This is a genomic window from Paraburkholderia sp. IMGN_8, from assembly GCF_038050405.1.
Classification (GTDB): domain Bacteria; phylum Pseudomonadota; class Gammaproteobacteria; order Burkholderiales; family Burkholderiaceae; genus Paraburkholderia.
In genome coordinates this window covers 3,996,157-4,020,113 of the sequence record NZ_CP150901.1, presented here as the reverse complement: position 1 = coordinate 4,020,113, position 23,957 = coordinate 3,996,157, and the positions used below count along the sequence as shown (strand labels likewise).

Here is a 23,957-nt window from a genome sequence, read left to right as displayed (position 1 = left end):
CGTTACATCCCGACCGTGACGCGCGTCAGCCCGTTACGTTTCAGATGCCGGAAGCGCGCCAGCGCCCACAACGGGAAGAACTTGCGATAGCCGTGGTAGCGCAGATAGAACACGCGTGGGAAGCCGGTCGCGGTAAAGCGCGTTTCGTCCCACAGACCATGCTCGCGCTGTTCGCGCTGCAGATACTCGATGCCGCGCGCGACCGCCTCGTGATTCACCTCGCCTGCCGCCATCAAACCCATCAGCGCCCATGCCGTTTGCGAGGCCGTGCTCGGCGCGCGCTCGTAGCCGCGGTAGTCGAGCTTGTAGCTCTCGCCGCCCTCGCCCCAGCCGCCATCGTCGTTCTGGATCGACAGCAGCCACTGCGCGGCGCGCCTGATACGCGGGTCGTCGTGCGGCATGCCCGCGGCGTTCAGCGAACACAGCGCGGTCCACGTGCCGTAGATGTAGTTCAGGCCCCAGCGCCCGTACCAGCTGCCGTCCGATTCCTGTTCCTTCAGCATGTAATCGAACGCGCGTCGCGCCGGTTCGCTGCTCGCCGGCAGTTCGCCGAGTTGCGCGAGCATCGCCAGACAGCGCCCCGATACGTCCGCGGTCGGCGGATCGAGCAACGCGCCGTGATCTGAGAACGGAATGTTGTTCAGGTAGTACTGCGTGTTTTCCGGTTCGAACGCGCCCCAGCCGCCGTCGCTACTCTGCATGCCGACCACCCATTCGCGCGCACGCGCAATGGCTTCGCGATCGACATCCGATTGCGTCAGCGCCGCCGAACGCTGCATCGCCATCGCCACCACTGCCGTATCGTCGACGTCCGGATAGTACGCATTGTTGTACTGGAACGCCCAGCCGCCAGGCCGCACGTTCGGACGGCGCGAGATCCAGTCGCCGCGCACGTCGAGAATCTGCAGCGGGCGTAGCCATGCCAGCCCGCGTTCAGCGGCCTGCTCAGCATGCGCTTCGCCGGTTTCGAGCAACGCATGCGCGGCGAGCGAGGTATCCCACACCGGCGACAAACACGGCTGGCAATACGCTTCGTCATCCTTGATAACGAGCAGCTTTTCGATCGACTGGCGGGCAATCGCGCGATTCGGATGATCGGCCGGATAGCCGAGCACGTCGTACATCATGACCGAATTGGCCATCGCCGGGAAAATCGCGCCGAGACCGTCTTCGCCGTTCAGCCGTTCATCGACGAAAGCTACCGCCGCGCGCACCGAGCGTTCGCGTGTCGCCTTCGGGAACAGGCCGTCGACCGCGCGGAGCATCACGTCCACGCCGCGGAAAAAGCGGAACCAGCCGAGGTGTTGATGCGGTGCTCGCTCACGCATGCCGGTATTGACCGGCGCGCCGCGGAACAGCTCGTCGATGCGCACGCGGCGCGGATTGCGCGCGACCGGCCGCTTCGCGTTGAGCACCAGCAACGGCACGATCACCGTGCGGGCCCAGTACGACACCTTCGACAGATGGAACGGGAACCACATGGGCAGCAGCATGATCTCGACGGGCATCATCGGCACCGCGCGCCACGACACCACACCGAACAACGCGAGCAGAATCCGCGTGAACACGTTCACCGTTTCCGCGCCGCCGTGCGCGAGAATCGCTTCGCGCGCGCGGACCATGTGCTCCGCGTCTTCAGGATCGCCGATCATCTTCAGCGCGAAGTACGCCTTCACGCTGGCGCTGATATCGAGCGCGCCGTCGGTGAAGAGCGGCCAGCCGCCGTTTGCCAGCTGGATGCGGCGCAGGTAGCGGGCGATCTTCTGTTCCAGTTCCAGGTTCGGCGTTTCGCCGAGGTAGTGAACCAGCAACACGTATTCGGCGGGAATCGTCGCGTCGGCCTCGAGTTCGTAGACCCAGTGGCCGTCCGGCTTCTGCGCGGCGAGGATCGCATCGGTCGCGCGCGCGATCGCGGCGTCGAGCGAGGCTACGGACGCTTGCGGCACAACGGCCGGCGCGTCAGGCGACGCATCGGCGAATTCAGGCAGGACGGCGTCCAGCTGCTGGGCTTGAGATAAGTCGTTCATCGGCGTTCCATCGGTTGATTCAGCAGCATATCCGCGGCCTTCTGGCCGGAGCGGATCGCGCCTTCAATCGTCGCGGGCAGGCCGGTGGCCGTCCAGTCGCCCGCGAGCATCAAGTTATTCCAGCGAGTACGCGTGCCGGGCCGCAGCGTTTCCTGATCAGGCAACGCGGCGAACGTCGCGCGCTTTTCCATTACGACTTGCCAGGCCGGCATCGGCTCGGGCGGCAAACTGGCCGCCCGGGCTACTTCGGCCCAGACGGTTTTCGCCAGCGCTTCGGGTGGCGTGTCGAGGCATCGATCAGCGGCGTTGATCGTCACGGAGAGCCGGCCATCGAACGCGAACAGCCAATCGGCAGTCGCGTTGAGCAGCCCTGTGATCGGCGGCAAACCGAACGGCGGCTCGACCGCGAAATGCACGTTAGCGATCGCCGCGAAGCGATTGGGCGCGCGCAAGCCGGGCACGAGCGTCTGTGCTATGTCCGGTGACACCGCGAGGACCACGGCCTGGCTCGCGTCGATCGCGATGCTTTCATCGGCGAAATTCAGCGACGACACACGACCGGTGTCGGCAAACTGAATGTCTTTCAGGCGCGAACCGAGCCGGATCGCCGCGCCGCCATGTTGCAGCAGGCGCAGCGCCGGATCGACAAAGGCGCTGCCCAGTCCGTTACGCGCCACCAGAGGCCGGCACGCCTGACCGCCGGCGATGACAGTCTCCCTGAGCATCGCGGCCGCCAGCTCCGCCGAGGCTTCGCGCGGCTCGACGTTCAGCATCGTGAGAAACAACGGCCGCAGCAAGCGGTCCCACAGCGCGCCGTTACAGCGCATGGTCTGCGCCATGCTGCGGCCAGGTTTGGCGAACAGCAGCGGCGCGAGCGCCAGATAGTCGGTCGGGCCGGTGTTCGGCACGCGTGCGTTCGGATCGAAGATCCACCAGGGCAAACGGCCCGGCGACATGCGCACGGTCCAGCGCGCCCGCGTGGCCAGATCCACGAACGGATAGTCGGGCTGGACCGGTCCGGTCAGTTCATCGGCGGCGCCGATCGCACGCACATAGTTGAGCGTCGCGTAGTTGCCGGACAGCACCAGATGATTGCCGCTGTCGATGGTCGCGCCCAGCGTACTGTCGTAATACGAACGGCAACGGCCGCCCGCCTGGGGCAACGCTTCATGTAGCACGACTTGCGCGCCGCGCCGCTGCAATTGCACCGCAGCGGCCAGACCGGCGAGGCCCGCGCCGATCACATGTACGAGCTTTTGCATCAGCTCAGAAGAGCGCGTAACGCGCGACGATCCACAGCAGGTGCATGCGCGGCTTGCTGACCTTCGTACGTGGAATGTCGAAGCCGCGATCGAGCGTGCGTTCGAGCAGCACGCGATAGACGCCCGACATGATGCGCGGCGCGCGGACGTTATTGCGCGGCTCGCGGTCCATGATTGCGTCGGAGGCGGCGAAATGCTTCTTGGCGCGCTCGGCGAGCGTCGCGCACACGCGCGGCAGCGACGGATCGTCGGCGATCTGCGCCGGACTCGTCACGGCGATGCCTTCGCGCGCCAGCAATTCGCGCGGCAGGTAGCAGCGGTTGATACCGGCGTCTTCGTCGATATCGCGCAGGATGTTGGTCAGTTGCAGCGCGCGGCCCAAGTGGTGCGACAGCAGGCGGCCGGGCTCGTCCTGCATCCCGAATATCCTCACCGATAGACGGCCCGCCGCGCTCGCGACGCGGTCGCAGTACAGATCGAGTGTGGCTTCATCGGGCGCGCAGATGTCGGCGGCGGCGTCCATCGCCATGCCGTCGATCATCGCGTGAAAATCTTCGCGCTGCAGGTGGAACGTATGAATGTGCCGTGTCAACGCGCGCAATGAAGCGCGCGGCGCACCGGCGTAGCACGCGTCGATGTCGGCCCGCCAGCGCTCGAGCGCGGCGGCGCGTTCGGCGCGCGGCATGTCGCTGTCGGCGATATCGTCGACAGCGCGGCAGAAGGCGTAGACCCGATACATCGCGTCGCGCTGCGCGGCTGGCAGGATGCGCATCGCGAGATAGAACGAGCTGCCGGACGTGGCGGCAGCGGCGTCGATTTCTGTATCGTCCACGACAAGATTGGAAACAGCCAAGACGATCTCCGCTGGAGGCGCCCGCTGAAAGGCGTTCAAGAATTCATGCTTACCCGCAGGGCAAGCGGCCCGCGCGCGCGGACACGCGCGAAACACCCGGCAGGCATGCCGGAAACGGCGAAAAGTATAACAACCTTTGTGGGATGTCGCAGTTTTGGGGACGAATAAGGGGTCTGAAGCGGGCCCGCACCCGGCGGTGGTCATCGCATCCGGTGGCGCGCGGCGCGCGCAAAAACCGTCGGCGTCCGCGTCAGATAAATGCAACCGACCGGTTGCGCCCCTGCCGCTTCGCGCTGTAAAGCGCCGCGTCGGCTTCGTTGATCAGCACGTCGTATGCCGGCACGCCCACGCGCGCCGCCGCGCCGCCGACACTCGCCGTCACCGGCACGCTCGTGCCCTGCACTTCGACCGGCGTGTCGCTAATCGTCCGGCGAATCTTTTCCGCCACCCGCATCGCGTCGTCGAGCGGCGTACACGGCAACAGCAAGGCGAACTCCTCGCCGCCGAAACGCCCAAAGGTGTCCTGCGCCCGCACTACCTCGGCGACCCGCTGCGCCATCACGCGCAACACCGTATCGCCGACGCCGTGACCGAACTGGTCGTTGATTTTCTTGAAGTGATCGAGATCGAACAGCAGCACGGACATGTCGCCGCCGTAGCGCTGCCAGCGCGTGTATTCGTCCAGCAGGCGCGCTTCGAAGTAACGGCGATTGGCGATACCCGTCAGACCGTCGCGGTCCGCATATTCCTGCAACTTGGCGACCGCCTCCTCGCGCTCGCGTTGCACGATGCTGACGTGCGTGACATCCGAGATGGTCACGCATACGGCCACCACTTCGCGATCGCGCGTAAGCGGCATGAACGTGCAGTCCTGCTGCATGAAATCGACGCCGCCGGTAATCGGCCGGTCGTGATCGAACTTGAACAGATACGGGCGCTGTTCCCACGAACTGAACGCGAAACTGCCAAGCTGGAACACGCTTTCGATCTTGCGCGACAGCCACACGCGCGGCAGTTCGGGAAAATGCGTGAAGAGCGATTTGCCGACCACCTGTTCCGGCGACAAACTGCTGTGATCCTGCATGAACCGATTCCACATCAACACGTTCATCTCGCGATCGAGCACGAAAATGCCGAAGCCGACACGTTCGACTACCAGATCGCTCAACGAATCAGCGGGCACATTCATAAGCTGGACAGGAGGGCGTCGAGCGCCTCGTTCATGTGGCGGATCGATTCTTCGGCCATCAGCATCACGAGATGTGCGCGGAAGCTCTGGTCTTCGAGGGCGAAATTCACTTCGACCAGCAACGCGACTTCCCATTGCAGCACGCCGGGCTGGAACACGTCGTCGAGCGTCATTGCTTCGCCGAGCAGACCGGGCGCCGAGAAAACCGGTGTGCGGCCGAGCTGGTCGAGAATGCACGAGACGCACGCGCCCGTCAGCACGTTCGCGACATCGAACACGAGTTCGTTCTGGCTCACCGTCTCGTAGGTGGAACGCGCGTACGGGTCGCTCACGAGCGAACACAGCTGCTCGATGTTGTCGCTGCGGCAGATCACCAGCGCCTCGCCCTTGATATCGGAGCGAAAGCCCTGGCGCACCGCGCTGACCGTGTCTTCGATCCCGGTCATCTCGCGCAGCGCCTGCGCGGCTTCGCTCACCGCCACCATCTTCACACGCGGCACCGACAATTCGATGAACGCGTCGAGCAGCCGTGCGAGGCGCGTCGCGGCTTGGCCCATCGCCAGATTGGCGACCTCTTGCAGCGCGTCGCGCCGGTCTTCGTTAAGGACTGGCTCAGACATACAACCCGTACTCCTGGAGGATGGGTAGTAGCGCCTCGGGCGTGACAGGCTTGGCGATGAACGCCGCGGCACCGAGCGCGCGAACGCGCGACTGGGCCATCGGCTGAACATCGGCGGAGACGACGATCACGAAGGTGTTCAGGTCCTCATGCTGCAATGCTTCCAGCACCTGATAGCCGGTCATGTCCGGCATCGTCAGGTCGAGGAACATCACCGACGCTTTGCCTTCGCGATACAGAGCGAGCGCCTCGCGTCCGTTCGTTGCGTAGGTCACGTCGACATCCCAGTCCGGCGGCAATGCCTTGGTGAGCACCTTTCGGGCAAGCAACGAATCATCGGCGATCACAATAGGCAAAGGCATGGGCAGGTCGGGAAAGCGAAATGAGCTCTGGCGCGTTAACGGCGGGTAGCGGCGATTTCTTTAGCGCGGGGTCTGTCGACCGGCGGCAAGAAGGACTGATAGATCTGATGCTGGCGGGAATTCAGGCTGGGGACGGCCGGGGAGCGCGCGCCGCGAGGCGCTTATGGTGGAACCGCCGGGCAGGCATGAATGCGTGCGCGCACGGTGGACGACGGCTATGACCGGCATGTTCGAAGCCTACCCCGTAGATGAATCTGCGCGACTTGGTGGATCGGGCTGGTCCCCTTGCCGCGCGCGTGATTCCGCAAACGCCGTCCATCACGCGTTGTGCGCGTTGTCTGGCGGCCCTCGCGGCAAATGTGTCCGAACATGGCGGACGCATTATTTATGGTGGCGTCGATTTTCGAAGTAATTGGGCGGAAAGGCAACACGCCAATTTAGCCTACACTAATCAGATTTCCCCATTTAATGCTATTTTTGAAAATATTTTCTTAGGTCTCGGCGGCTTTCTTTTGCCTTTATACTTTTGTGTACGTTTGCGCTTGTCGATTCGTCGCTGATTCAGAAGGCAGACAAATCTGTACGGCCATTAGCCGCAGCAACGACTCGCGCCGCCACGGGTCTATGCTTCTCATATGATGATGTCGGCTTCCAGTTTTTTCGTCTTGAACGACCGTAGCGTTAATCGAAAATGACACCTGACCGGTTCGAGCCGCCTCAAGCGAACCGCCTTTCCGCTAACCGGCAGGACGAGGCGTTGTTCCCAGCCGTGCCGGAACAGAATTTCCACGTCCGGCGCATGACGCTGATCGCGCTGCTGATCGCAGCGATCGTCCTGCCATGCGTGTACGTGGCGGCCATGGCGCTCAACGATCTGCGCGCGCGCGAGGCCGACGCCACGGACATGACGCTACGCACGGTGCGGGTCGCCGAAGAACACGCGCTGAAAGTGTTCGACATGAACGAGACGCTCGATTCGCGCATTGTCGATCTCACGCAAGGACTCGACGACAACGGCATTCGCGCCGGCGAATCCGCCATTCACGACAAGCTGCGCACCATGGGCGGCGGTTATCCGCAGGTGGCCGCCGTGTCGATCTTCGGCCGCGACGGCGATTTGCTCGCCAGCAGCCGTTTCTATCCGGCGCCGCCGATGTCGATTGCCGAGCGTGAAGATTTCACCGGGATTCGCGACGGCAAGGACATCGAGCACGTGTCGAAGGTGATGACGGGGCACGTTGCCGGTGAACAGGTGTTCAACATGGGCGTCGAGCGGCGCACCGCCGACGCCGCGTTCGCCGGGGTCGTGTCGGTCGCGCTGCGGCCCAGCTATTTCAGCGCGTTCTACCGCGAGCTGCTGGGCGGCAGCGACGACACGCCGATGACCATGAGCCTGATCCGCACCGACGGCGCGATTCTCGCGCACTATCCGCGCAGTCCGCGCGAGCCGGTGACGGTGTTGCCGCAGTCGCCGCTCGCCCAGGCGCTGGCGCAAGTACGGCGGGCCGGCGTCGTAAGGATGCGCTCGGACATCGACGGCGACAATCTGATCCTCGCGTACCGGCGCGTCGGCGCGTATCCGGTGTACGTGTCGTGCGGCTATCGCGCTTCGGCCATCTGGGCCGGCTGGTATCGGCATCTCAGCGTGCTGATCCTGTCGATGTTTACGCCGTCGGTCGTGCTGTGGTGCGTGATCTGGCTGTCGCTGCGGCGCCTCGGCGCCGAAGAGGAGGCGTGGGAGCGCTGGCAGGCCGAGGCGTCGATGCGCCGCTCGATCGAATCCGCGTATCGTCAGTCGCGCAAGATGGAGGCGCTCGGCAATCTGGTCGGCAGCGTCGCGCACGACTTCAACAATCTGCTGATGATCGTGTCGGCGAACGTGCAGATCGCGTGGCGGCGCGGCGCACCTGGGCTCGACCGTGAGCTGTCGGCCATCGAGCGGGCGCTCAAGAGCGGCCAATCGCTCACGCGGCAATTGCTCGGCGTCGCACGCAAGCAGCCGTTGAGAAACGAGACGCTTGCCCTCGAGCGTTGGTTGCCGGCGTGCCGCGAATTGCTGCGCGCGTCGCTCGGCGCGAAGATTTCGCTGGTGATGGATATCGGCGTCGAAATCTGGCCGATGCGCGTCGACGTGGCGGAGCTCGAACTGGCGCTGATCAACATCGCCGTGAACGCGCGCGATGCGATGCCCAACGGCGGCCGCTTCACCGTGCGGGCCACCAATATCAATTTCCGTCACGAGGACGGCTTTCCGCTCACCGGCGACTTCGTGCAGTTGTCGCTCGAAGACACCGGCGGCGGCATGCCGCCTGAAGTGCTCGCGCGCGCCTTCGAGCCGCTTTTCACGACCAAGCCGAAAGGCATGGGTACGGGTCTCGGGCTACCGCAGGTGTTTGCCTTCTGCGAGCGCTCGGGTGGCCTCGCGGCGATCGACAGCGCGATCGGCGCGGGTACCTCAGTGCGCCTCTATCTGCCGCGCGCCGCCGCGGCGCCTGAGGCTGAACGGCCGGCTGAACCGGGCGTCGAAGAAACCGGCGCACCGCACGGTCTGCGCATTCTGCTGGTCGAGGATAACGACGAAGTCGCCGCCGGCACCGAAGCCTTGCTGCAGATGATGGGTCACCAGGTCACCTGGGTCTTCAATGCTGACACCGCGCTGCGCCTGTTCGACGACGCCCACGCGAAGCAGGCCCGCACCGGCGAGCCGCTGCCGTTCGATCTGGTGCTGTCCGACATTCACATGCCCGGCACGATGAACGGCATCGATCTGGCTGAAGCGGTGCAGGCGTTCGATACGAGGCTGCCGGTCATTCTGGTCACCGGCTACGCGGAAGAACTCGACCGCGCGCGGCATGTGGACGTGCGCGTGCTGTCCAAACCCTTCGATATCGCGTTGCTCGACAAGCTCCTGCAAACGATCCAGCGCGATCTGGCGCAGTCGGGTGCGTACCCGGCGGCTCACCCGGCTGATTAACCCTCTTCAGACATCGCCGTGATTTACCGGCAATTGTAAAAACGCGTCGGCTACAACCGGCGACACGCCACGTTTCTTGCCTTCCAAACGGGCGCGCACGGGCATTGGACGGTTCCGGCACGAACGTTGCAGCACGGTTGGGGAAGGAGAGCGGCGCGTTCCCGCGCTGTCCACTCCGCTCAAGACGTCGGGAGACTGCCATGCGACACACCGTGATTGGTTTATTCGACACCTATTCACAAGCGGAAACCGCCCGCGACACGCTTGTGCAGACCGGTTTTGTACGGGAATCGATCGAGTTGCAGGCGAACCCGGAACCCTCCGTCGGCTCGGCAACCGACGAAGTCGCGAGCGCGGGTGTGCTGGCCAACATCGAACGCTTTCTTTCCAGCCTGTTTGCCAGCGGCCCGCGCGCGTCCGAAACGGCCCGCTATACCGAGGCCGTGCGCCGCGGCGCCGTGCTGGTGTGCGTGAACGCGGCGAGCGAATCGCATGCGGAACTCGCTCGCAATACCTTGAGGAGGCTGGGCGCTACCGACATCGGCGAGCGCTCGCCCGACTGGGACACGCCGCCGAGCCGTGATCATTCCATACTCGACGAACTGGGCATCGGCGCGATGACAGCGGGCACGCCTCGCACATCGAGCGTCACCACGCCGGGTGCGACCACCCGGCCCGCGACGCAGGCCGATCCGCAGTATTCACCGCCGCCCGTGGGCGCTGGCGCCGGCGCGGCCAAACCATTTACGCCGCCACCGCGGGCTGAGCGGCCGGTCACCGATCCGCTGAACGAGCCGGTCACCGATCCGCTGGTCGGCGATGCGGGACGCAGCGCGATTGCCGCCGGTAGCTTGCCGGGTTCGGGCGCCATCATGCAGCCGTCAGAGGTCGTTCCCGAAGCGCGCCAGCCGACCGCCGGCATGGGCGAGCAGATTCCGAACGAGTATCTGGAATACGAAGAAGATTTCCGCAGCCACTACGACGAGGAGTACGCGACCGACAATTCGCGTTTCGAGGATTACGTGCCGGCCTATCGCTACGGCGCGGACATCGCCCGCGACACGCGTTATCGCGACAGGCCGTGGGACGATGTCGAACCGGAAGCCCGGCGCCATTGGGAAACCACCTCACCGGAGAGCACGTGGGAGCGCTTCAAGCTCGCCGTGCGTCACGGCTGGGAACGTGTGACGAGGCATCACCACGTCTAAACGGGGTGAGCGGTAGCGCCGGCGTGCCGTGAGGTTGCGGCAACGCCGGCGCTTTTCATTTACCCGATCGCTTTCGCGGCAACGCCGTCAGGCGGCGGTATGCAACTTGACCCACGCGACGTAGCGCTCGACGAATGTCTGCAGGAACTTGCGCGTGCCGTCGTTCAGGATCTCGCCTTTCTCGTTGATGACCGCCGCGTCGTGCTTGATGAACACTTCGGGCTGGCCGAGCGTGGCGACATCGAGATACGCCAGCACATTACGCAGATGCTGTTGCGCCAGCGCCGTGCCGGTCGCGCCGGGGGACGTGCCGATCACCGCGCCGGGCTTGTTGGCCCACGAATTGGTGCCCCACGGACGCGAGCCCCAATCGATTGCGTTCTTCAGCACACCAGGCATGGAGCGGTTGTATTCGGGGGTGACGAACAGCAGGCCATCGGCAGCTTCGACGCGCTGCTTCAACTGTTTCGCGACTTCGGGATAGTCGGCGTCGTATTCCTGGCTGTAGAGCGGCAATGAACCGATGTCGATAAATTCGAAGGTGAAATCGGCCGGCGCGAGCGAAATCACGGCGTGGGCCAACTGGCGGTTGAAAGATTCACGACGCAAGCTGCCGACAACGACTGCAATGTGATGGGCCATGTCTCGCTCCTTCGGTGTGAAGCGCTTGACGCGCGAAAAGGGTCAGAACTGACAATCATAGGCAAAAGCCGGACGAGATGACGGCCGCGGCAACAAAAACGCCGACGATCGGGAAAACGGGGAGCAAACGATGGCCGTTGCAGCTAGTGGATAACCCGGTAGCACCCAAAGTTATCCACAGTTTCACTGAATAACCTTGTGGATAAGTAGTACTTTTGCCTTGTCAATCAAGCCTGCTTCCGGTGTATGACGATTTGAGGCAAATGGACGTTCTGCTTTGTCTGCCCGGATGCAAATCGACACGTCTGGCATAGACGACTGATGGCGGCCGGCGGTGCGCTGCATACAACGACGGCGAGCCGGGCGAGACGCCAAGGCCGATGGTCTGGCGTCTGGAAACCGTCCGCGCTCAACCGGCACGGGCGGTCATTCCGGCACGGCGATGTCGCCATCCACAAGCTGCCAGCCGTAGGTCTCGGCGAACACCTGGGCGGCGTCGGCGCTGTCGAAAAACGGCATGTCCGCGTGGCCCTGGAATGGGTAAATCACCCGCTCGTCGCTCAAACGGATGACCTTCAGCGTCGGCACGGTGCCGCTCGACGTACGGCGCGACGAGACCGCGACCTGATAGTTCGCGCGGTCCGTGAGGGCTGGGGGGTCTGCGCGCTGCGAGCGCCTGGAAACGGGAGTTGCCATTGATGCGCCCATCAGAGTCCGGCAATCGACTGGCCTGTCACCATGCCGTCGATCACGCGCTCCGCATAACTGGCTGACGCGATGCGGGCGTCGCCGGCCGCACCAAATGGCGAACGGCTCGGCACGCGAAACACACGGCTGCTGGTCAATGTATCGTCTGTGCCGCGTCGGCAGATTCGCACGGCTGCGTCAAAGCCCGCATCGTAGTGACGGGCGCCGTCGAGGCTGCGCGGTTGATGTGGATAAACCAGCGGATAGATCTCAAGGCCCCGGTAACTTCTGATCGTGTTGCTCATGGTGGTCGTCTCCGGTGAAGGCTTTTCGCGTAAAAACGCATCGCTGTGGCTTCGGCGTGAAACCGGGCGAATTGCGCCGTTTCCGCGAAAAAAATATTGATCGACGATGCGCGCAAAGAGCGGCCGCTTCAAGGAAGCCGAGCCGACGACAACGCAAAGCTGAGTAGAAGGAAAGAACCCTGTTCAAACCAGGGCGCTGGGATGAGAGACTTTTTTGCGTCTGGGACTGCGCAGGACACGCAGGAGAACTGCAAGCGGTTGGCTCACTGTAACACGTAAGTTGAGAGAGCATTCGACGCATTTGGCCGCCGGGCGCGAGCGTTGCTTCGTGGTGCCGCGTAAGGTGTACCGCTGGCTGGCCGCGTGTCGCACAGGTCCGTTACTGCGTTTGGCGGCATGCGCCGCAAATGTGTTGGCCGTGAATGCAAAAAGGGCGCCGCTATCGGTGCCCTTCTTTTACTTTGTGAGTCGGTTTCGTTGGCAAGCATTGCGCCGGACATTCGTCCGACCGTGCCCACCAAGCGATCAGTTACCGAAGAACACGTTGCAGTACGATGCCGGACCGTTGCATTGTGCCGGCGAGGCAGCTTGGGCCACGCCCGAAGCGGCGGCAAACAGAGCGACGGAAGCGATCAGGGCGGAAAGAATGCGTTTCATGGTGCTACTCCTCTTCAGCGTTTGGTTCGCGATCTGGTGCGATCGATGGAGTGAAGAATAGCGATTCAGCATTCACCTAAAAACATCGAAGTTGAGAAGATATTTTTTCAAATAATGAAATAATTGAAGGACTGTGCGGCCGGGGATGCGCTTGCGCCTCGGCTTCAGCCGTAGCGCATATGCTTCAGGTCCCGGGTTGATCCCGAGGTTTTGCTTTCAATTTACGCAACAATGTATTTCGCTGTCATATAAGCCTTTCCGGCGCGACTAAAGTCATCGAGTTATCGCTTTCCGGCGGGCACATGTTCAATATCGATTCGCTTGCGCAGGAACGTGCGGGAGAATGGCGCACGAGTCCAAAAACAGCGCGAGGAAAGTCACCCGCTCATGAACAACAACAATTCAATAGAAGACGTGCGGCAGCCGTTGGCGCGCAGACGGAGCGCGTCATGGCGCGGATAAGCGGGCCCGCGCTCGACGATCCCGTCTATCTGACGCAGTTGCGGCGCGACCTGTTGCGCTTCGCCCGTTTGCAACTGCGCGATGCCGCAGCCGCCGAAGACGCCGTCCAGGAAGCGCTAGCAGCCGCGTGGACGCAAGCGGACCGGTTCGCCGCGCAGTCGGAACACAAGACGTGGGTGTTCGGCATCCTGCGGCACAAGCTCGTCGATACCTTGCGCGCCCGGCAGCGCACGGTGAACCTATCGGCCCTCGAATCCGAACTCGACGGCGAGGCGCTGCTCGACCGGGAGCTGTTCAAGGACAACGGCCACTGGTCGCGCGAGACCAAGCCGCAGCCGTGGCCGACGCCCGAAACGGCGTTGCGTCAGCAGCAGTTCTGGACCTTGTTTGAGATGTGCCTCGAACATCTGCCCGAACACATCGGGCGCGTGTTCATGATGCGCGAATTCCTCGATCTCGATACCGATGCCATCTGCGCGGAATTGCAGATGACCGCTAATCATTGCAGCGTGCTGATCTACCGGGCGCGGCTGCGCTTGCGCACTTGCCTGAGCGAAAAAGGCCTATCCAGAGAGGATGCGAATGGGGAAGTGTAAAAACATCACGCGCCTGCTGTCCGATGCGCTCGACCGTCGATTGACGACCCGCGAATGGGTCGCGATCCGGCTGCATCTGCCGACCTGCAGCGGCTGCCGCAACTACCGCAAACAGATCCGTCTGCTGCGGGTGGCCGCGCATGCGGCAAGCGGGATTGAAGCACCGGGCGCGGCCGCCTCCGATGATTGATGTGCGGCCAGAGTCTGCGCGTTAGCAGCGCGTCAACCAGGCGCCTTGCTTAGCGCTCGCCCGGCGGCGTGTTGCGGTAGCGGGCGAAGAAGTTCGCGTGCGACGCTTCGTCGATGCCGACAGGATGCGGTTCAGTGCGAGCCGGATGCTTGGCGAGCTGCGCTCGCGTACGGATCGGCCGATGCTGGAAATTGCCGCCGCAGTTCGGACACACATTGCGCAGCGTGCTGAGCGCGCACACTTCGCAGAAGGTGCATTCGTAGGTGCAGATCATCGCGTCGGGCACGTTCGGCGGCAGTGATTTGCCACATCCTTCGCAGGATGGTCTCAGTTCAAGCATGGTTCTGGCTCCGCATCGACAGGGGAAAGCGAGCGCGTATGTCGCGTCAACCGCGCTTGCCGGATGCGGAGCAGTGTAAGCGGCAAGCGCGATGCGGAATGGACAGCAGCGCGTCAATTCCTGCCACCACGCCCGCTCGCGCGCGCCGGCAATCGCGCCCAATGCCTATGCCGCTGTCAGGTCAACACCGTCCACATCACAAGCGTCAACGCGAGGCCAACGTGGCGCAGTGATGCGGGTGGACGGCCGGAGTGGTCATGCGCCATGACGGCTGCCACCTCCGGCGTGATTTGCTTATGCGAATTTATCGGTTCGTCCAGGTTTGCAGACGGCTTATCGTCGGTGCCAATCGGTCCGTTTTGCGTCCGTCTTTTTAACGAGCACTGCTATGTCCCGTCATCCGCTGCTTACGCGCCGCGCATTTATCGCCGGCGTGGGCGCCTCGCTGGCCGCCGCGGCCCTGCCCATCGTGTCCACCTCTGCCTTCGCCGCCGATGCGCATGCGAAGGAATTTCGCATCGGCTACCAGAAAGCGGCCAACACGCTGGTGCTGCTCAAGGCGCACGGCACACTCGAAAAGCGGCTCGCGCCGCTCGGCATCACAGTTAAATGGACTGAGTTTCCCGCCGGGCCGCAGTTGCTCGAAGGCTTGAACGTCGGCGCCATCGACTTCGGTTATGTCGGCGAGGCGCCGCCGGTATTCGCGCAAGCGGCCGGCGCCAACTTTGTCTACACCGCCTACGAAATTCCGACTCCGCACGCGGAAGGCCTCCTCGTGCATCAGGACGCACCGATCAAAACGCTCACCGACCTGAAGGGCAAGAAAATCGCCTTCAACAAGGGTTCGGACGTTCACTGGTTCCTGGTCGCGGCGTTGGAGAAGGCCGGCGTGAAGTACAGCGAAATCCAGCCGGTCCATCTGCCGCCCGCCGACGCGCGCGCGGCCTTCGAGCGCGGCGCGATCGACGCATGGGCCATCTGGGATCCGTTCCTCGAAGCGGCGAAACGGCAATCGAACGCGCGCCTGCTCACCGACGGCGAAGGTATCGTGAATCACCATCAGTTCTTTCTGAGCGCACGGCCGTTCGCGCAGCAAAACGGCGATGTGCTCGCTATCGTGATGGACGAAGCCGGAAAAGAAGGCGCCTGGGTGCGCGGCCATTACAGCGAAGCAGCCGCACAGCTTGCGCCGATTCAGGGCCTCGATGCGGGCGTGATCGAGGCCGGATTGCGGCACTACGCGCACATCTACAAACCAATCGATGCGAACGTGCTCGCCGAGCAGCAGCGTATCGCCGACACGTTCAACGAACTGCGCATCATCCCGACGAAGATCGTTACGAAGGACGCTGTATTGGCGGCGAAGGCCTAGGGTCTGTTCACATATGAAACGCGCCTGCGAACGCCCGAAACGGGCTGCAGTGCAAGGCGTGAGGAGCGCCGTTTGGACGGTCAGGCAAACAGCGCTTCGACATTTTCCGGCGGGCGGCCGATCACGGCCCGCCCGTTTCGCACGACGATCGGGCGTTGCAAAAGGATCGGATGCCTGGCCAATGCTTCGTATAACTGAGCGTCGCTCAGGGTGCGATCGGAGAGCTGAAGTTCCTTGTACTCTGATTCCGTGTCCCTGATCATCTCGCGGACCGTACAACCTAGCTGCGCGTTGAGTTGCTTCAGTTGCGCAATTGTTAGCGGCTGCTTCAGGTATTCGACGATTTCTGTCGGTTCGTTTGTGTTGTTATAGGTGCTTGCAATCAGCTCGCAGGCGGCGCGCGATTTTGAACAGCGCGGGTTATGGTAGATGGTGATCATGGTGGTTTTCGCGGTCGCGGTTGCTGGGTGTTTTTTCGTGGTGGATTTTAGCGGCTGTGAGCGGTGGGGTGGTCTTTGATGGGATCCGGTTTGTCGATGGGTTGTGCGTGATTGATCGCTGGTGGGAAGCGCTCTCCAGGTCCGGCGGGTATGAGGCTTCCAGTGAGGCCGGTCTTTGCGCTAGCGATAGATCCGGATCGCCCGTCTAACTTGACGCTATATTTTCTTTTCTATTTATTATTCTTCCTCCAACGCGAATGGCTGGGTTTGGAATGACGCCTCGTTGAGTCACACCCGGAACGACGTAGCTCGGCGGCGGTGGGGGTTTCGGTGCCAGCAGATAGAACCGGATGTTGCCGGAAAGCATGGGCGACACGGCGTGGGGCGGTCTGCTCAACGGCGAACTGTGAAAGGCAGACTGCATTGGCGGTCACCCTCTGATCGATAGTTCTCTCCAGGCTTAGGACCTCGACAACTCGAGCGCCAGGCCCAGCGGCGATGCTTCGCATTGTTTGCTCGTTAACGGTTGAGCGTATGGGAAGCGGATCGTCTTGCTCAACGCGAGCATGGGACGGAACACGACCAGGCGCCTGCTCTTCGCGCCCAGTGACCGAGTGAAAGCGAGTGATAGTGCATTAGAGCGTGGACGCGAGGCGATGTAGAAACGCCCACTCGCGCTGCTGCGAGAAGCGTAACGCTTTATGCGCATAAAGCGCGGACCTGTCGCGTAAGCCTCTCGATTGGCGCGCAGCCGGTCGTACATGTCGGCATTTCTCAGGCCGTTGAAACGGGCCTGCTCGGTACGCACGAGTGGAGCGGCCTCGTTGCGGCAATCACCAAATCGTCGAATGCGGTTGCCGCCGAGACGATGTATCGATCCGGCGCGTCAAGACACCGTTGCACGGCCTCACCCGTAAGCGGTTTCGGAAAGCACGTTTATGCGCATAAAGATCGGCCCGTTATCCGATCAAAGCGCCAATGCAAAACAGCACGAGCATCCGAGTCCCGGACTGAGTCAAGCCGACTTGAGAACGAACACGTCCGGAATATTTAGAAAACGGCGCGCCGCTCATCTTGTCCCACGCCACCTCCCAGTCTCTATGCAGCGCCTTCCAACGTTTATGCGCATAAACCTATCCCGAATGGCTATTTCTTCGCGTGTTTACACAAAATCGATTGAAATACGAATTCATCCAGGTAAAATCCATCTGCGTCTAAAAAGAGGAGGTGAAGATTGGCAGCAGAAATCATCGCGGTAACTCAGCAGAAGGGCGGGGTCGGGAAGAGCACTATCGCGATGCACCTCGGCGCTGCGTTCCATGAGAAAGGCAAACGCGTCCTCGTTGTGGACGCAGATGGTCAAAACACACTGATCCATTGGGCCAGTGCCTCATCCGATGGCGAATCCGGCATCCCGTTTCCAGTCGTCAACCTCTCTGAAGCCGGCAGCCAGATCCATCGCGAGATCAAGAAGTTCGTCGCTGATTACGACATCATCGTCGTCGACTGCCCGCCCTCCATCACCGAGAAAGTGTCCGGCGTTGTGTTGCTCGCAGCGAGCGTCGCCGTTATCCCGACCTCATCGTCGCCCGCTGACTATTGGTCAAGCGTCGGTCTGGTCAAACTTGTCCAGCAAGCCCAGGTCATGAACGAAGACCTGCGCGCAGTCTTTCTGCTCAACAAGACCGAAGAGAAGCGGATGCTGACGCGTGAACTGAAGCGCGCGTTAGAAGAACTCGGATTCCCGCTACTCAAAACCCAAATCCCAACTCGCGAAGCGTACAAGCAGGCGATGGCTTTAGGGCAAACAGTGCTTCAGATGAACGATCGCGGCGCCAAGCTCGCCGGCATCGAAATCCGGGCGTGCGCCAACGAAATCGCCGCCCTGCTTCCGTGAATTTATGCGCATAAAGGACCCTGAATGAAACCCTCCCAATTCGCCAAAGGCTTTCAAGCACGTCCTGATACGACCAGCAGCGAAAAGCGGACCGCTCTCGACCGCCTGAATGCCATCGACGGTTTGGTTAAGAATGGCCCCACGAGTAACAATGCGCCGGGCCGCGTGAACCAGCCTGTGATGCCGCAAGTCGTCGCGGAAATCGAATCGACTGACACCGCCAATGAATCGTCGGCCTATCGCGCGTGGCGCATCGAGCATGGCTACCGGCCAGGCCAGGTCATCGATCTCGCGCTCAAAACGATCAAGCCGAGTCCGTTTAATCCCCGACATTTCTATCTGAAGTCGTCGATTGCCGAGCTTGCCGTCAATCTGGCCAAACAGGGGCAGCAACAGGCCATTCACGTCATTCCGGATTACGACAATCCCGGCACGTACTTCGTCAGCGACGGCGGCCGGCGTGTTCGAGCGCTGAAAGAAGCGAACAAGGAATCGGTGAAGGCGATCGTTATCGACCTGCCGATCGGCATCCAAAGCTATAAGCTCGGCTACGACCTCAACGTCCAGCGCGATTCGCAGACGGTATTCGATAACGCCGTCGTGTGGAAACGCTTTCTGGAGGATCGGCATTTCCAGAGCCAGAAGGAGCTCGCCGAACACCTTGGACTAGACGAGTCGACCGTTGCCGTCGCCTTGTCGATTGCGAAGCTGCCCGAAGTGGTAATGCATGAGATGGTCGCAAGACCTGACCGGTTCGGCTCGAACATGGCCTATCAGGTAGGCCGCTATCACACCGCCCGCGGCGCCGACGCGACGCTGCGTCTGATCAACAAGATCCTTTCGGATGATCTGAGCACGAGGCAAGTCGCCGACATCGTGAAGGGCAGGGCAAGCGCGCAGGAAAGCACGAAACCGGCGGGCCGGCAGCGCTATGCGCAGCGTCTGGAAATCAAGCTCGGCGGTGTTTCGGTCGGAGATCTGAAATCGTACGGCGACGATCGAATCGAGCTCCGCCTGAAGGGTCTCTCACGCGAAAAGCGCGACGACATTCTTCGTCAGATCGAACAGATGTTGAAATAAGAGAAGAGCAGGTTACGGCGGCGTTGAAACGTGGCCACCGTCCTGCAGCAAGATTACGCCGCGCGAGATTGGCTCAGCGTGAAAGCGAGCAGATCGCCATCGGTGGGCTCACCCCACGTCTTGCGAGCCAGCCAATCGAAGAACGCCGTTTCGACAATCTTCGAATCCAGTCCGCGCCGACGCCAGTCGTCCCGCATGTGCGTGCCGAGCCCCGGCAATTCATCTTCTTCAAACGACTGCCGAGCGATCTCCCGCTCGGACTCACCTTGTTCGTCGTAAAGCTCGCGCGCTTCCTTGCGGCGATACGCCGAGTACTCGCCAAGCAGACGGGCTTTCAGATCGTCTGCCGGCGCAGCGACCGCCGCCTTGCCACCGCCGATGGACGGCACCGCTTCGACCGGCGGCGCATAGCCTTTCTTCAACGCATCCTTGAACAGCGCAGGCGCGCTGCGCACAGGCGGCAAGGACGTGCTGCGCATGCGTTGCTCAGTCATTTGCAAAGCTGCACGAATACGATTTTCTTCGCTATCGGCGTACAGCGTTTGCGCTTCCTTCAGCGGAATGCCGATCTTCACCATGCGGTCGACCAGCGTGCTGTCGAACACGTTTGGATGTTCGTCGAGTGCGAGCATCGGCTGCTTGCGCTCCGTCACGCGGAACTGGATCTCGGCGACCCGCCGTCCTTCCCGATGCTCGATCAACTCGACAAAGATGTTGGTGACGGCGTTCACTTCGGCGATCGCCGGACGCAGGTAATCGCGCTTGAAATACTTGTACTCGCGTTTCGCTTCGTCGCCGGCTTCCGTGTCAGGCGTGCCCGAGAGGATAGGGCGCCACCACTCCCACGTTTCGCGCATCGTCAGATGACTCGGGTTCGTCAGGTAGCGCACGCAGATTTCGTAGAGCGCAAGGCCCGCGCTACTGCGCAGCTGGCTCTGGAACTGCAGACTCAAGCGTGCGTACTGAACTGGATCGAGCAGCTTCTTCTTGATCTTCGGCGCAAACGAGAACTCGACCCACACGCGGCGAGTGGTGGGGTCTTCGAGAATTTCAGCGTCAGCGATCAGCGTGGAGATACCCCATTTGCGGCCCGGCTTCTGACTCGACGTACCGGTACTCCACTCGACCTGCACCGACACCATGCGCCGCAAGTGTTCCTTCACTAGCGCGGTGTCATTCGAATCGAACGCAGAATTGGCGACGATGTCCGACAGCAATGCCCGATAGGTGTCGCCGGACTCGTCCGCTTGCTGAGCGACGGCGAGGAGCACGTTGAACAGCTTACGGGTGAGGAGTGTGATTTTGCCGCTCTTGGGCTGGATGGCGATCGCCTCGACGGCTTTTCGCAATTCGGCCGAACTCGGGCTCACAACATCGGTCTTCTTCGCGCGCTTCGTGGCCATGCGTCGGGTCGAGGAGGGATTTGGCGAGAGCATACCGGCTGCGGTGATGCACGTCTATAGCGTGGGTCTCACCGTTCCTGGTGAAGTGAGTTTACGAGTCGCAACTCACCTCGAGCAACTCCCGAAAACCCTCACCTCAAGCATTTCGCGCCAGGTTCGGGGCATCCTTGCAGGTCGCGGCGTCCGGAAATCCGGACCAATTTCGGACCTGCCTCGAACGGGACGCGTTCGATCCCGAATCTCCTCACCTTAAAAAAATCTCGTGAATTTTGGCCGCACCCACGTTGCGCGTGGGGTCAACTCGCGTGGGGTCAACGCAGCGAAAATTTTTATGCTTCGTTCTCGAGCGGAAGGGCAGGGGAGAACTGGGCACCCGTCCAATGTCGGCCCCGGAGTCGGCGGAGCGCCGGCTTCGTCACGAGCGGCGCCAGTGGGCGGGGCCCGTTGTCTCGTACCGCCCGAAGCGGGCTGAACGGCATGCGCCCCACGCCCGCAAACCCCCTCCTGAGGTCCCACGCCGCATCGGCGCCGTCGGAGCGGCCTCCCAATCCGGCATCCACCCAATCAGCCGGCGCACCCATGCTGCTCCGAATGGAGACACGCAGCGTACGGCTACATGCCCTCGCGCCGCATAGACCGACGGTGGCGCAGAGGACCCCGGCGGCACATACCGTGGCATGCCTACATCGAGTGAAGGGCGACTAAATGCCAAGCAAGCATCTCAACTTACCGATGCTTGCGAGTCAACGCACGACAAACTCACCCGAAAAAGCTCACCTTTCAGCCTATTCAGCGCTTGAATTGACGCGGCCTTCGGGCCTGGTAGTCCAAAAAACCACCGATAAATACTCCCGAAAAGCCTCACCATTGAGTGCGACTCGTGCTTGCGCATAGCATGGCAAGCACCTCCCGAAAAACCTCACCCTTGCCGAGAGAGGACAAATTTCTCCATATATTCATGCACTTACCAAATCACTTTGGTCGATAACGCAGTCATCCACTCCCGAATTTCCTCACCTTCCGCAGTTTTTCCGTGAATCCAGCGATTCCTGAGCGCGCCCCCAAAGGTCCCGAAAAACCTCACCATTCGAATTCCGCAGCAGCTGAACCAGACTGCGTCCGACAGCGCCTGCAGGGCATTTCCGGCGGGCGATGACGACTTTGGTCCCGTATTTCCTCACCTCAACGATCGGCAGCACCTAAAAGTCATCCCGAAAAGCCTCACCTTTGGCCAAAAATAGGCCAATTATTGACGCGCGGATCGACCCGCCCCTTATCTCCCGAATTTGCTCACCTTTGTCAAAAGGTCACCGTCAATTCCGATACCGGTATCAGCCGAATTTCGCCCAAAACGCAGCACGCCTCCCGCAAACACTCACCTTAGCGGCCTGAGTGCCTAGATTTAAGGCAAAAATGGCACCTTGTTCCCGTAAAATCTCACCTGCGGTTCGCGTTCAGTCCCGTCTTGACTCACCAATGGGGTTTGGGAGCCCAAAATAAGGCCAAAAAATAGGGTCCAGAGCGGTCCTGAAAGCGCTCACCTCCAGCAGGGCCGTGCTCTAAACGCACTTTCGAGCGCTGCCGGGCGATCTGCGCCCGTCAGGTCCCGCAAAACCTCACCTTTGGCTAAGCCTCACTTTTGCAGCGGCTCCTGAACCCGCTCACGTTCTGTCCCGGACCCACTCACCGACGTCCCCGAACCCCATCACTCAATACTCCCGCAGGACCTCACCACCTCTCCCGTAAAGCTTCACCTTACCGGGCTGGAAGCCTTGCCAGGCAAGGCTCTGCGATGGCGTTAACGTTTTTAACATGGGTTCAAAGGTGTTTACTTTTATTACTCTCTAGAATTTTCCCCGCGCGTCCTTCGGACAAGACCCTCCCCACCACCTAGCCATCATCGAGCGTTCGTGAAACAGTGCGCGATCAGTGAACACAGCGAAAAACTTCTTTCTTTACAAGGCTTTATTGGCTACTCTTCGTTTTGTTTCACGGAAAAAGAAGCGCTGCTCCGATCCATTGGTCTACTTGTACCGATAAACCCGCCTAATTCATCAAACCTTAACCGACACACATAAATACGTAGCAAACAATACGTAAATTGTTATGATTCATCCAATTCGAGCAACATCGAGGTGTAAATGAATCTGGACAAAGAACGTCAAGCCATACGTGACGAGCTTGAATCGATGCGAGCGAACGGCGCGCGACGCCAGGAACTGTCGCTCCACGCCTGCAAGCGGCTTTTTTTTGATCTTGGAATCCGTCCGTCGATGGCCGCCGTTCGCGACCTGACCCAAACAGGCAGCGCGAGCGACATTCCAAAGGACATTGACAACTTCTGGGAACGCATCAGAAATGTGTCGCGAGTAAAAGTCGGCGCCGGTGCTATTCCAAAAGCGCTGGAAGACCGGGCCGGTGAACTATTGGGAGCACTCTTCGAAGAAGCCGTCGTGCATGCCCGTTCAACGCTCGACGGGGAGCGCGAGGAAATTCGCGCGCAGATTGCCGCCGCCGACCAGCGCACACGAGAAGCGGAAATCCGCCGGGACGCGTCGGAAGAAGCCGTCAAACGCAGCGAACTGCGAGCGGAAGTCGCGTGGGAGCGGGTTCGCGCGCTCGAAGCCGAGTTATCCAGTGTCACCACACATGGCACTGCCCATCAGGAAGGCTTACAGGCAACGGTGCAGCGACTCGACCGTGAAAACGAAGCACTTCGCCAGCGCCTGGACACTGAGCAGTCGACCAATGCCACGCTTCGCGACCGGATCGACGCGTTGCATGTCGAATTGCGCCAGGGCACGGAACACTATGCGCAACAGATCAAAGACGCGGTCGCTGAGGCTGAGCGGCGCGTCAAGCCGATGTTGGTCGAACTGGATTCCTTGCGCAGCATGGCCACCACCTATCAGTCAGGGGTACGCGACGCGAGTCGCAAGGAGTTCGATTTCATTCAGCAAATTGCCTCGGCCAAGGCGCGCGGCGATCGGCTGGACGCGCAATTGCGCGAGCAGTCCGACGAACTGGATGTTTTGACGAAGGAAGTCGCCGAGTTGCGCGGCCAGCAAGGTATCGATCCGGCGGTTGCAAGGCTGCTGTGCACGCTGGTCGAAGCCGGCCGGCTGACGAACGACGAACTGACGGTGATCGGTACCGCGGCCGACGGCCATGTCACGCTGCCGCAGCGATGTCCGAAATGCGAAGAAGGTGAGCCCGAGCTATCGCAGGTGGATCACCGCTTTGAATTGCAGTGTCCGGAATGCGATCACTCGTCGGGACCCGGCGAGTCGCGCCTGGAGGCGGTCAGCCGGTTTTTGTCGAAGGGATCGATTTCCGCATCGGCGTGATGGTTCGACGCGGTAGCGATAGCGGATAAATTGCCAAAGGTGAGG

The 23,957-nt window shown here is 61.6% G+C and carries 22 protein-coding genes; 9 read left to right on the top strand and 13 right to left on the bottom strand.

All coding sequences use genetic code 11. The annotated features are described in order from the left end of the window. Nucleotides 1-2 precede the first annotated feature (2 nt). The 6 genes from shc to WN982_RS39115 form a co-directional block, all read right to left on the bottom strand. Complete coding sequence (gene shc / locus WN982_RS39140; protein WP_341317305.1) at nucleotides 3-2,027, bottom strand: squalene--hopene cyclase; 2,025 nt, start codon at nucleotides 2,025-2,027, stop codon at nucleotides 3-5. Continuing rightward, nucleotides 2,024-3,289: a hydroxysqualene dehydroxylase HpnE gene (gene hpnE / locus WN982_RS39135; protein ID WP_341317304.1), complete on the bottom strand. Its 1,266-nt coding sequence runs from the start codon at nucleotides 3,287-3,289 to the stop codon at nucleotides 2,024-2,026. The genes shc and hpnE overlap by 4 nt, the downstream gene beginning before the upstream one ends. Nucleotides 3,290-3,293: 4 nt before the next feature. Continuing rightward, nucleotides 3,294-4,142 carry a presqualene diphosphate synthase HpnD gene (hpnD, locus tag WN982_RS39130; RefSeq protein ID WP_341317303.1) on the bottom strand — a complete coding sequence of 283 codons (849 nt, stop codon included), beginning with the start codon at nucleotides 4,140-4,142 and terminating at the stop codon, nucleotides 3,294-3,296. Between the two features lie 250 nt (nucleotides 4,143-4,392). Beyond that, nucleotides 4,393-5,331 (bottom strand): diguanylate cyclase, encoded by a 939-nt coding sequence (locus tag WN982_RS39125; protein ID WP_341317302.1) that lies wholly within the window; start codon nucleotides 5,329-5,331, stop codon nucleotides 4,393-4,395. Then, a complete protein-coding gene (locus WN982_RS39120; RefSeq protein ID WP_341317301.1) occupies nucleotides 5,328-5,951 on the bottom strand; it encodes a chemotaxis protein CheC in 624 nt (207 codons plus the stop codon). The genes WN982_RS39125 and WN982_RS39120 overlap by 4 nt, the downstream gene beginning before the upstream one ends. Further along, on the bottom strand, nucleotides 5,944-6,312 hold the full coding sequence (locus WN982_RS39115) for a response regulator (RefSeq protein WP_341317300.1): 369 nt from the start codon (nucleotides 6,310-6,312) through the stop codon (nucleotides 5,944-5,946). Before WN982_RS39115 ends, WN982_RS39120 begins: the two co-directional genes overlap by 8 nt. A gap of 248 nt (nucleotides 6,313-6,560) precedes the next feature. Here WN982_RS39115 and WN982_RS39110 point away from each other — a divergent pair, with 248 nt between their 5' ends. From WN982_RS39110 to WN982_RS39100, 3 genes are all read left to right on the top strand, one after another. Then, nucleotides 6,561-6,872 (top strand): hypothetical protein, encoded by a 312-nt coding sequence (locus tag WN982_RS39110; protein WP_341317299.1) that lies wholly within the window; start codon nucleotides 6,561-6,563, stop codon nucleotides 6,870-6,872. 131 nt (nucleotides 6,873-7,003) lie between these two features. Further along, nucleotides 7,004-9,286 carry an ATP-binding protein gene (locus WN982_RS39105; protein WP_341317298.1) on the top strand — a complete coding sequence of 761 codons (2,283 nt, stop codon included), beginning with the start codon at nucleotides 7,004-7,006 and terminating at the stop codon, nucleotides 9,284-9,286. Between the two features lie 200 nt (nucleotides 9,287-9,486). Beyond that, entirely contained in the window at nucleotides 9,487-10,494 is a 1,008-nt protein-coding gene (locus tag WN982_RS39100) for a hypothetical protein (protein WP_341317297.1), read from the top strand. Between the two features lie 87 nt (nucleotides 10,495-10,581). On the opposite strand, the gene WN982_RS39095 is transcribed toward WN982_RS39100, so the two are convergent. From WN982_RS39095 to WN982_RS39080, 4 genes are all read right to left on the bottom strand, one after another. Then, nucleotides 10,582-11,136 (bottom strand): NAD(P)H-dependent oxidoreductase, encoded by a 555-nt coding sequence (locus WN982_RS39095; RefSeq protein WP_341317296.1) that lies wholly within the window; start codon nucleotides 11,134-11,136, stop codon nucleotides 10,582-10,584. A gap of 426 nt (nucleotides 11,137-11,562) precedes the next feature. Beyond that, nucleotides 11,563-11,832 (bottom strand): DUF6723 family protein, encoded by a 270-nt coding sequence (locus tag WN982_RS39090; RefSeq protein WP_341317295.1) that lies wholly within the window; start codon nucleotides 11,830-11,832, stop codon nucleotides 11,563-11,565. A gap of 11 nt (nucleotides 11,833-11,843) precedes the next feature. Next, nucleotides 11,844-12,128 (bottom strand): hypothetical protein, encoded by a 285-nt coding sequence (locus tag WN982_RS39085; protein WP_341317294.1) that lies wholly within the window; start codon nucleotides 12,126-12,128, stop codon nucleotides 11,844-11,846. 525 nt (nucleotides 12,129-12,653) lie between these two features. Continuing rightward, nucleotides 12,654-12,785, bottom strand: a complete 132-nt coding sequence (locus WN982_RS39080; RefSeq protein ID WP_279635189.1) for a hypothetical protein — start codon at nucleotides 12,783-12,785, stop codon at nucleotides 12,654-12,656. Between the two features lie 449 nt (nucleotides 12,786-13,234). Here WN982_RS39080 and WN982_RS39075 point away from each other — a divergent pair, with 449 nt between their 5' ends. Continuing rightward, nucleotides 13,235-13,843: an RNA polymerase factor sigma-70 gene (locus tag WN982_RS39075; protein ID WP_341317293.1), complete on the top strand. Its 609-nt coding sequence runs from the start codon at nucleotides 13,235-13,237 to the stop codon at nucleotides 13,841-13,843. After that, nucleotides 13,830-14,033 (top strand): zf-HC2 domain-containing protein, encoded by a 204-nt coding sequence (locus WN982_RS39070; RefSeq protein WP_341317292.1) that lies wholly within the window; start codon nucleotides 13,830-13,832, stop codon nucleotides 14,031-14,033. The genes WN982_RS39075 and WN982_RS39070 overlap by 14 nt, the downstream gene beginning before the upstream one ends. A 49-nt stretch (nucleotides 14,034-14,082) precedes the next feature. On the opposite strand, the gene WN982_RS39065 is transcribed toward WN982_RS39070, so the two are convergent. Continuing rightward, a complete protein-coding gene (locus WN982_RS39065; RefSeq protein ID WP_341317291.1) occupies nucleotides 14,083-14,373 on the bottom strand; it encodes a DUF1272 domain-containing protein in 291 nt (96 codons plus the stop codon). Nucleotides 14,374-14,761: 388 nt separating this feature from the next. On the opposite strand from WN982_RS39065, the gene WN982_RS39060 reads away from it, so the two are divergent. Beyond that, the gene (locus tag WN982_RS39060; protein WP_341317290.1) at nucleotides 14,762-15,745 is read left to right on the top strand and encodes a sulfonate ABC transporter substrate-binding protein; all 984 of its coding nucleotides are present in this window, start codon (nucleotides 14,762-14,764) and stop codon (nucleotides 15,743-15,745) included. A gap of 80 nt (nucleotides 15,746-15,825) precedes the next feature. On the opposite strand, the gene arsC is transcribed toward WN982_RS39060, so the two are convergent. Next, on the bottom strand, nucleotides 15,826-16,185 hold the full coding sequence (gene arsC, locus WN982_RS39055) for an arsenate reductase (glutaredoxin) (RefSeq protein ID WP_341317289.1): 360 nt from the start codon (nucleotides 16,183-16,185) through the stop codon (nucleotides 15,826-15,828). A gap of 1,234 nt (nucleotides 16,186-17,419) precedes the next feature. Here arsC and parA point away from each other — a divergent pair. Together parA and WN982_RS39045 are read left to right on the top strand one after the other, a co-directional pair. Further along, on the top strand, nucleotides 17,420-18,082 hold the full coding sequence (gene parA / locus WN982_RS39050) for a ParA family partition ATPase (protein ID WP_341317288.1): 663 nt from the start codon (nucleotides 17,420-17,422) through the stop codon (nucleotides 18,080-18,082). Between the two features lie 24 nt (nucleotides 18,083-18,106). After that, nucleotides 18,107-19,162, top strand: coding sequence for a ParB/RepB/Spo0J family partition protein (locus tag WN982_RS39045; RefSeq protein ID WP_341317287.1), 1,056 nt, complete (start codon nucleotides 18,107-18,109; stop codon nucleotides 19,160-19,162). Between the two features lie 53 nt (nucleotides 19,163-19,215). Here the strand turns inward: WN982_RS39045 and WN982_RS39040 are convergent, their stop codons facing one another. After that, entirely contained in the window at nucleotides 19,216-20,565 is a 1,350-nt protein-coding gene (locus WN982_RS39040; RefSeq protein ID WP_341317286.1) for a replication initiation protein, read from the bottom strand. Between the two features lie 2,141 nt (nucleotides 20,566-22,706). On the opposite strand from WN982_RS39040, the gene WN982_RS39035 reads away from it, so the two are divergent. Beyond that, on the top strand, nucleotides 22,707-23,912 hold the full coding sequence (locus WN982_RS39035; RefSeq protein WP_341317285.1) for a DNA-binding protein: 1,206 nt from the start codon (nucleotides 22,707-22,709) through the stop codon (nucleotides 23,910-23,912). Nucleotides 23,913-23,957: the final 45 nt, after the last annotated feature.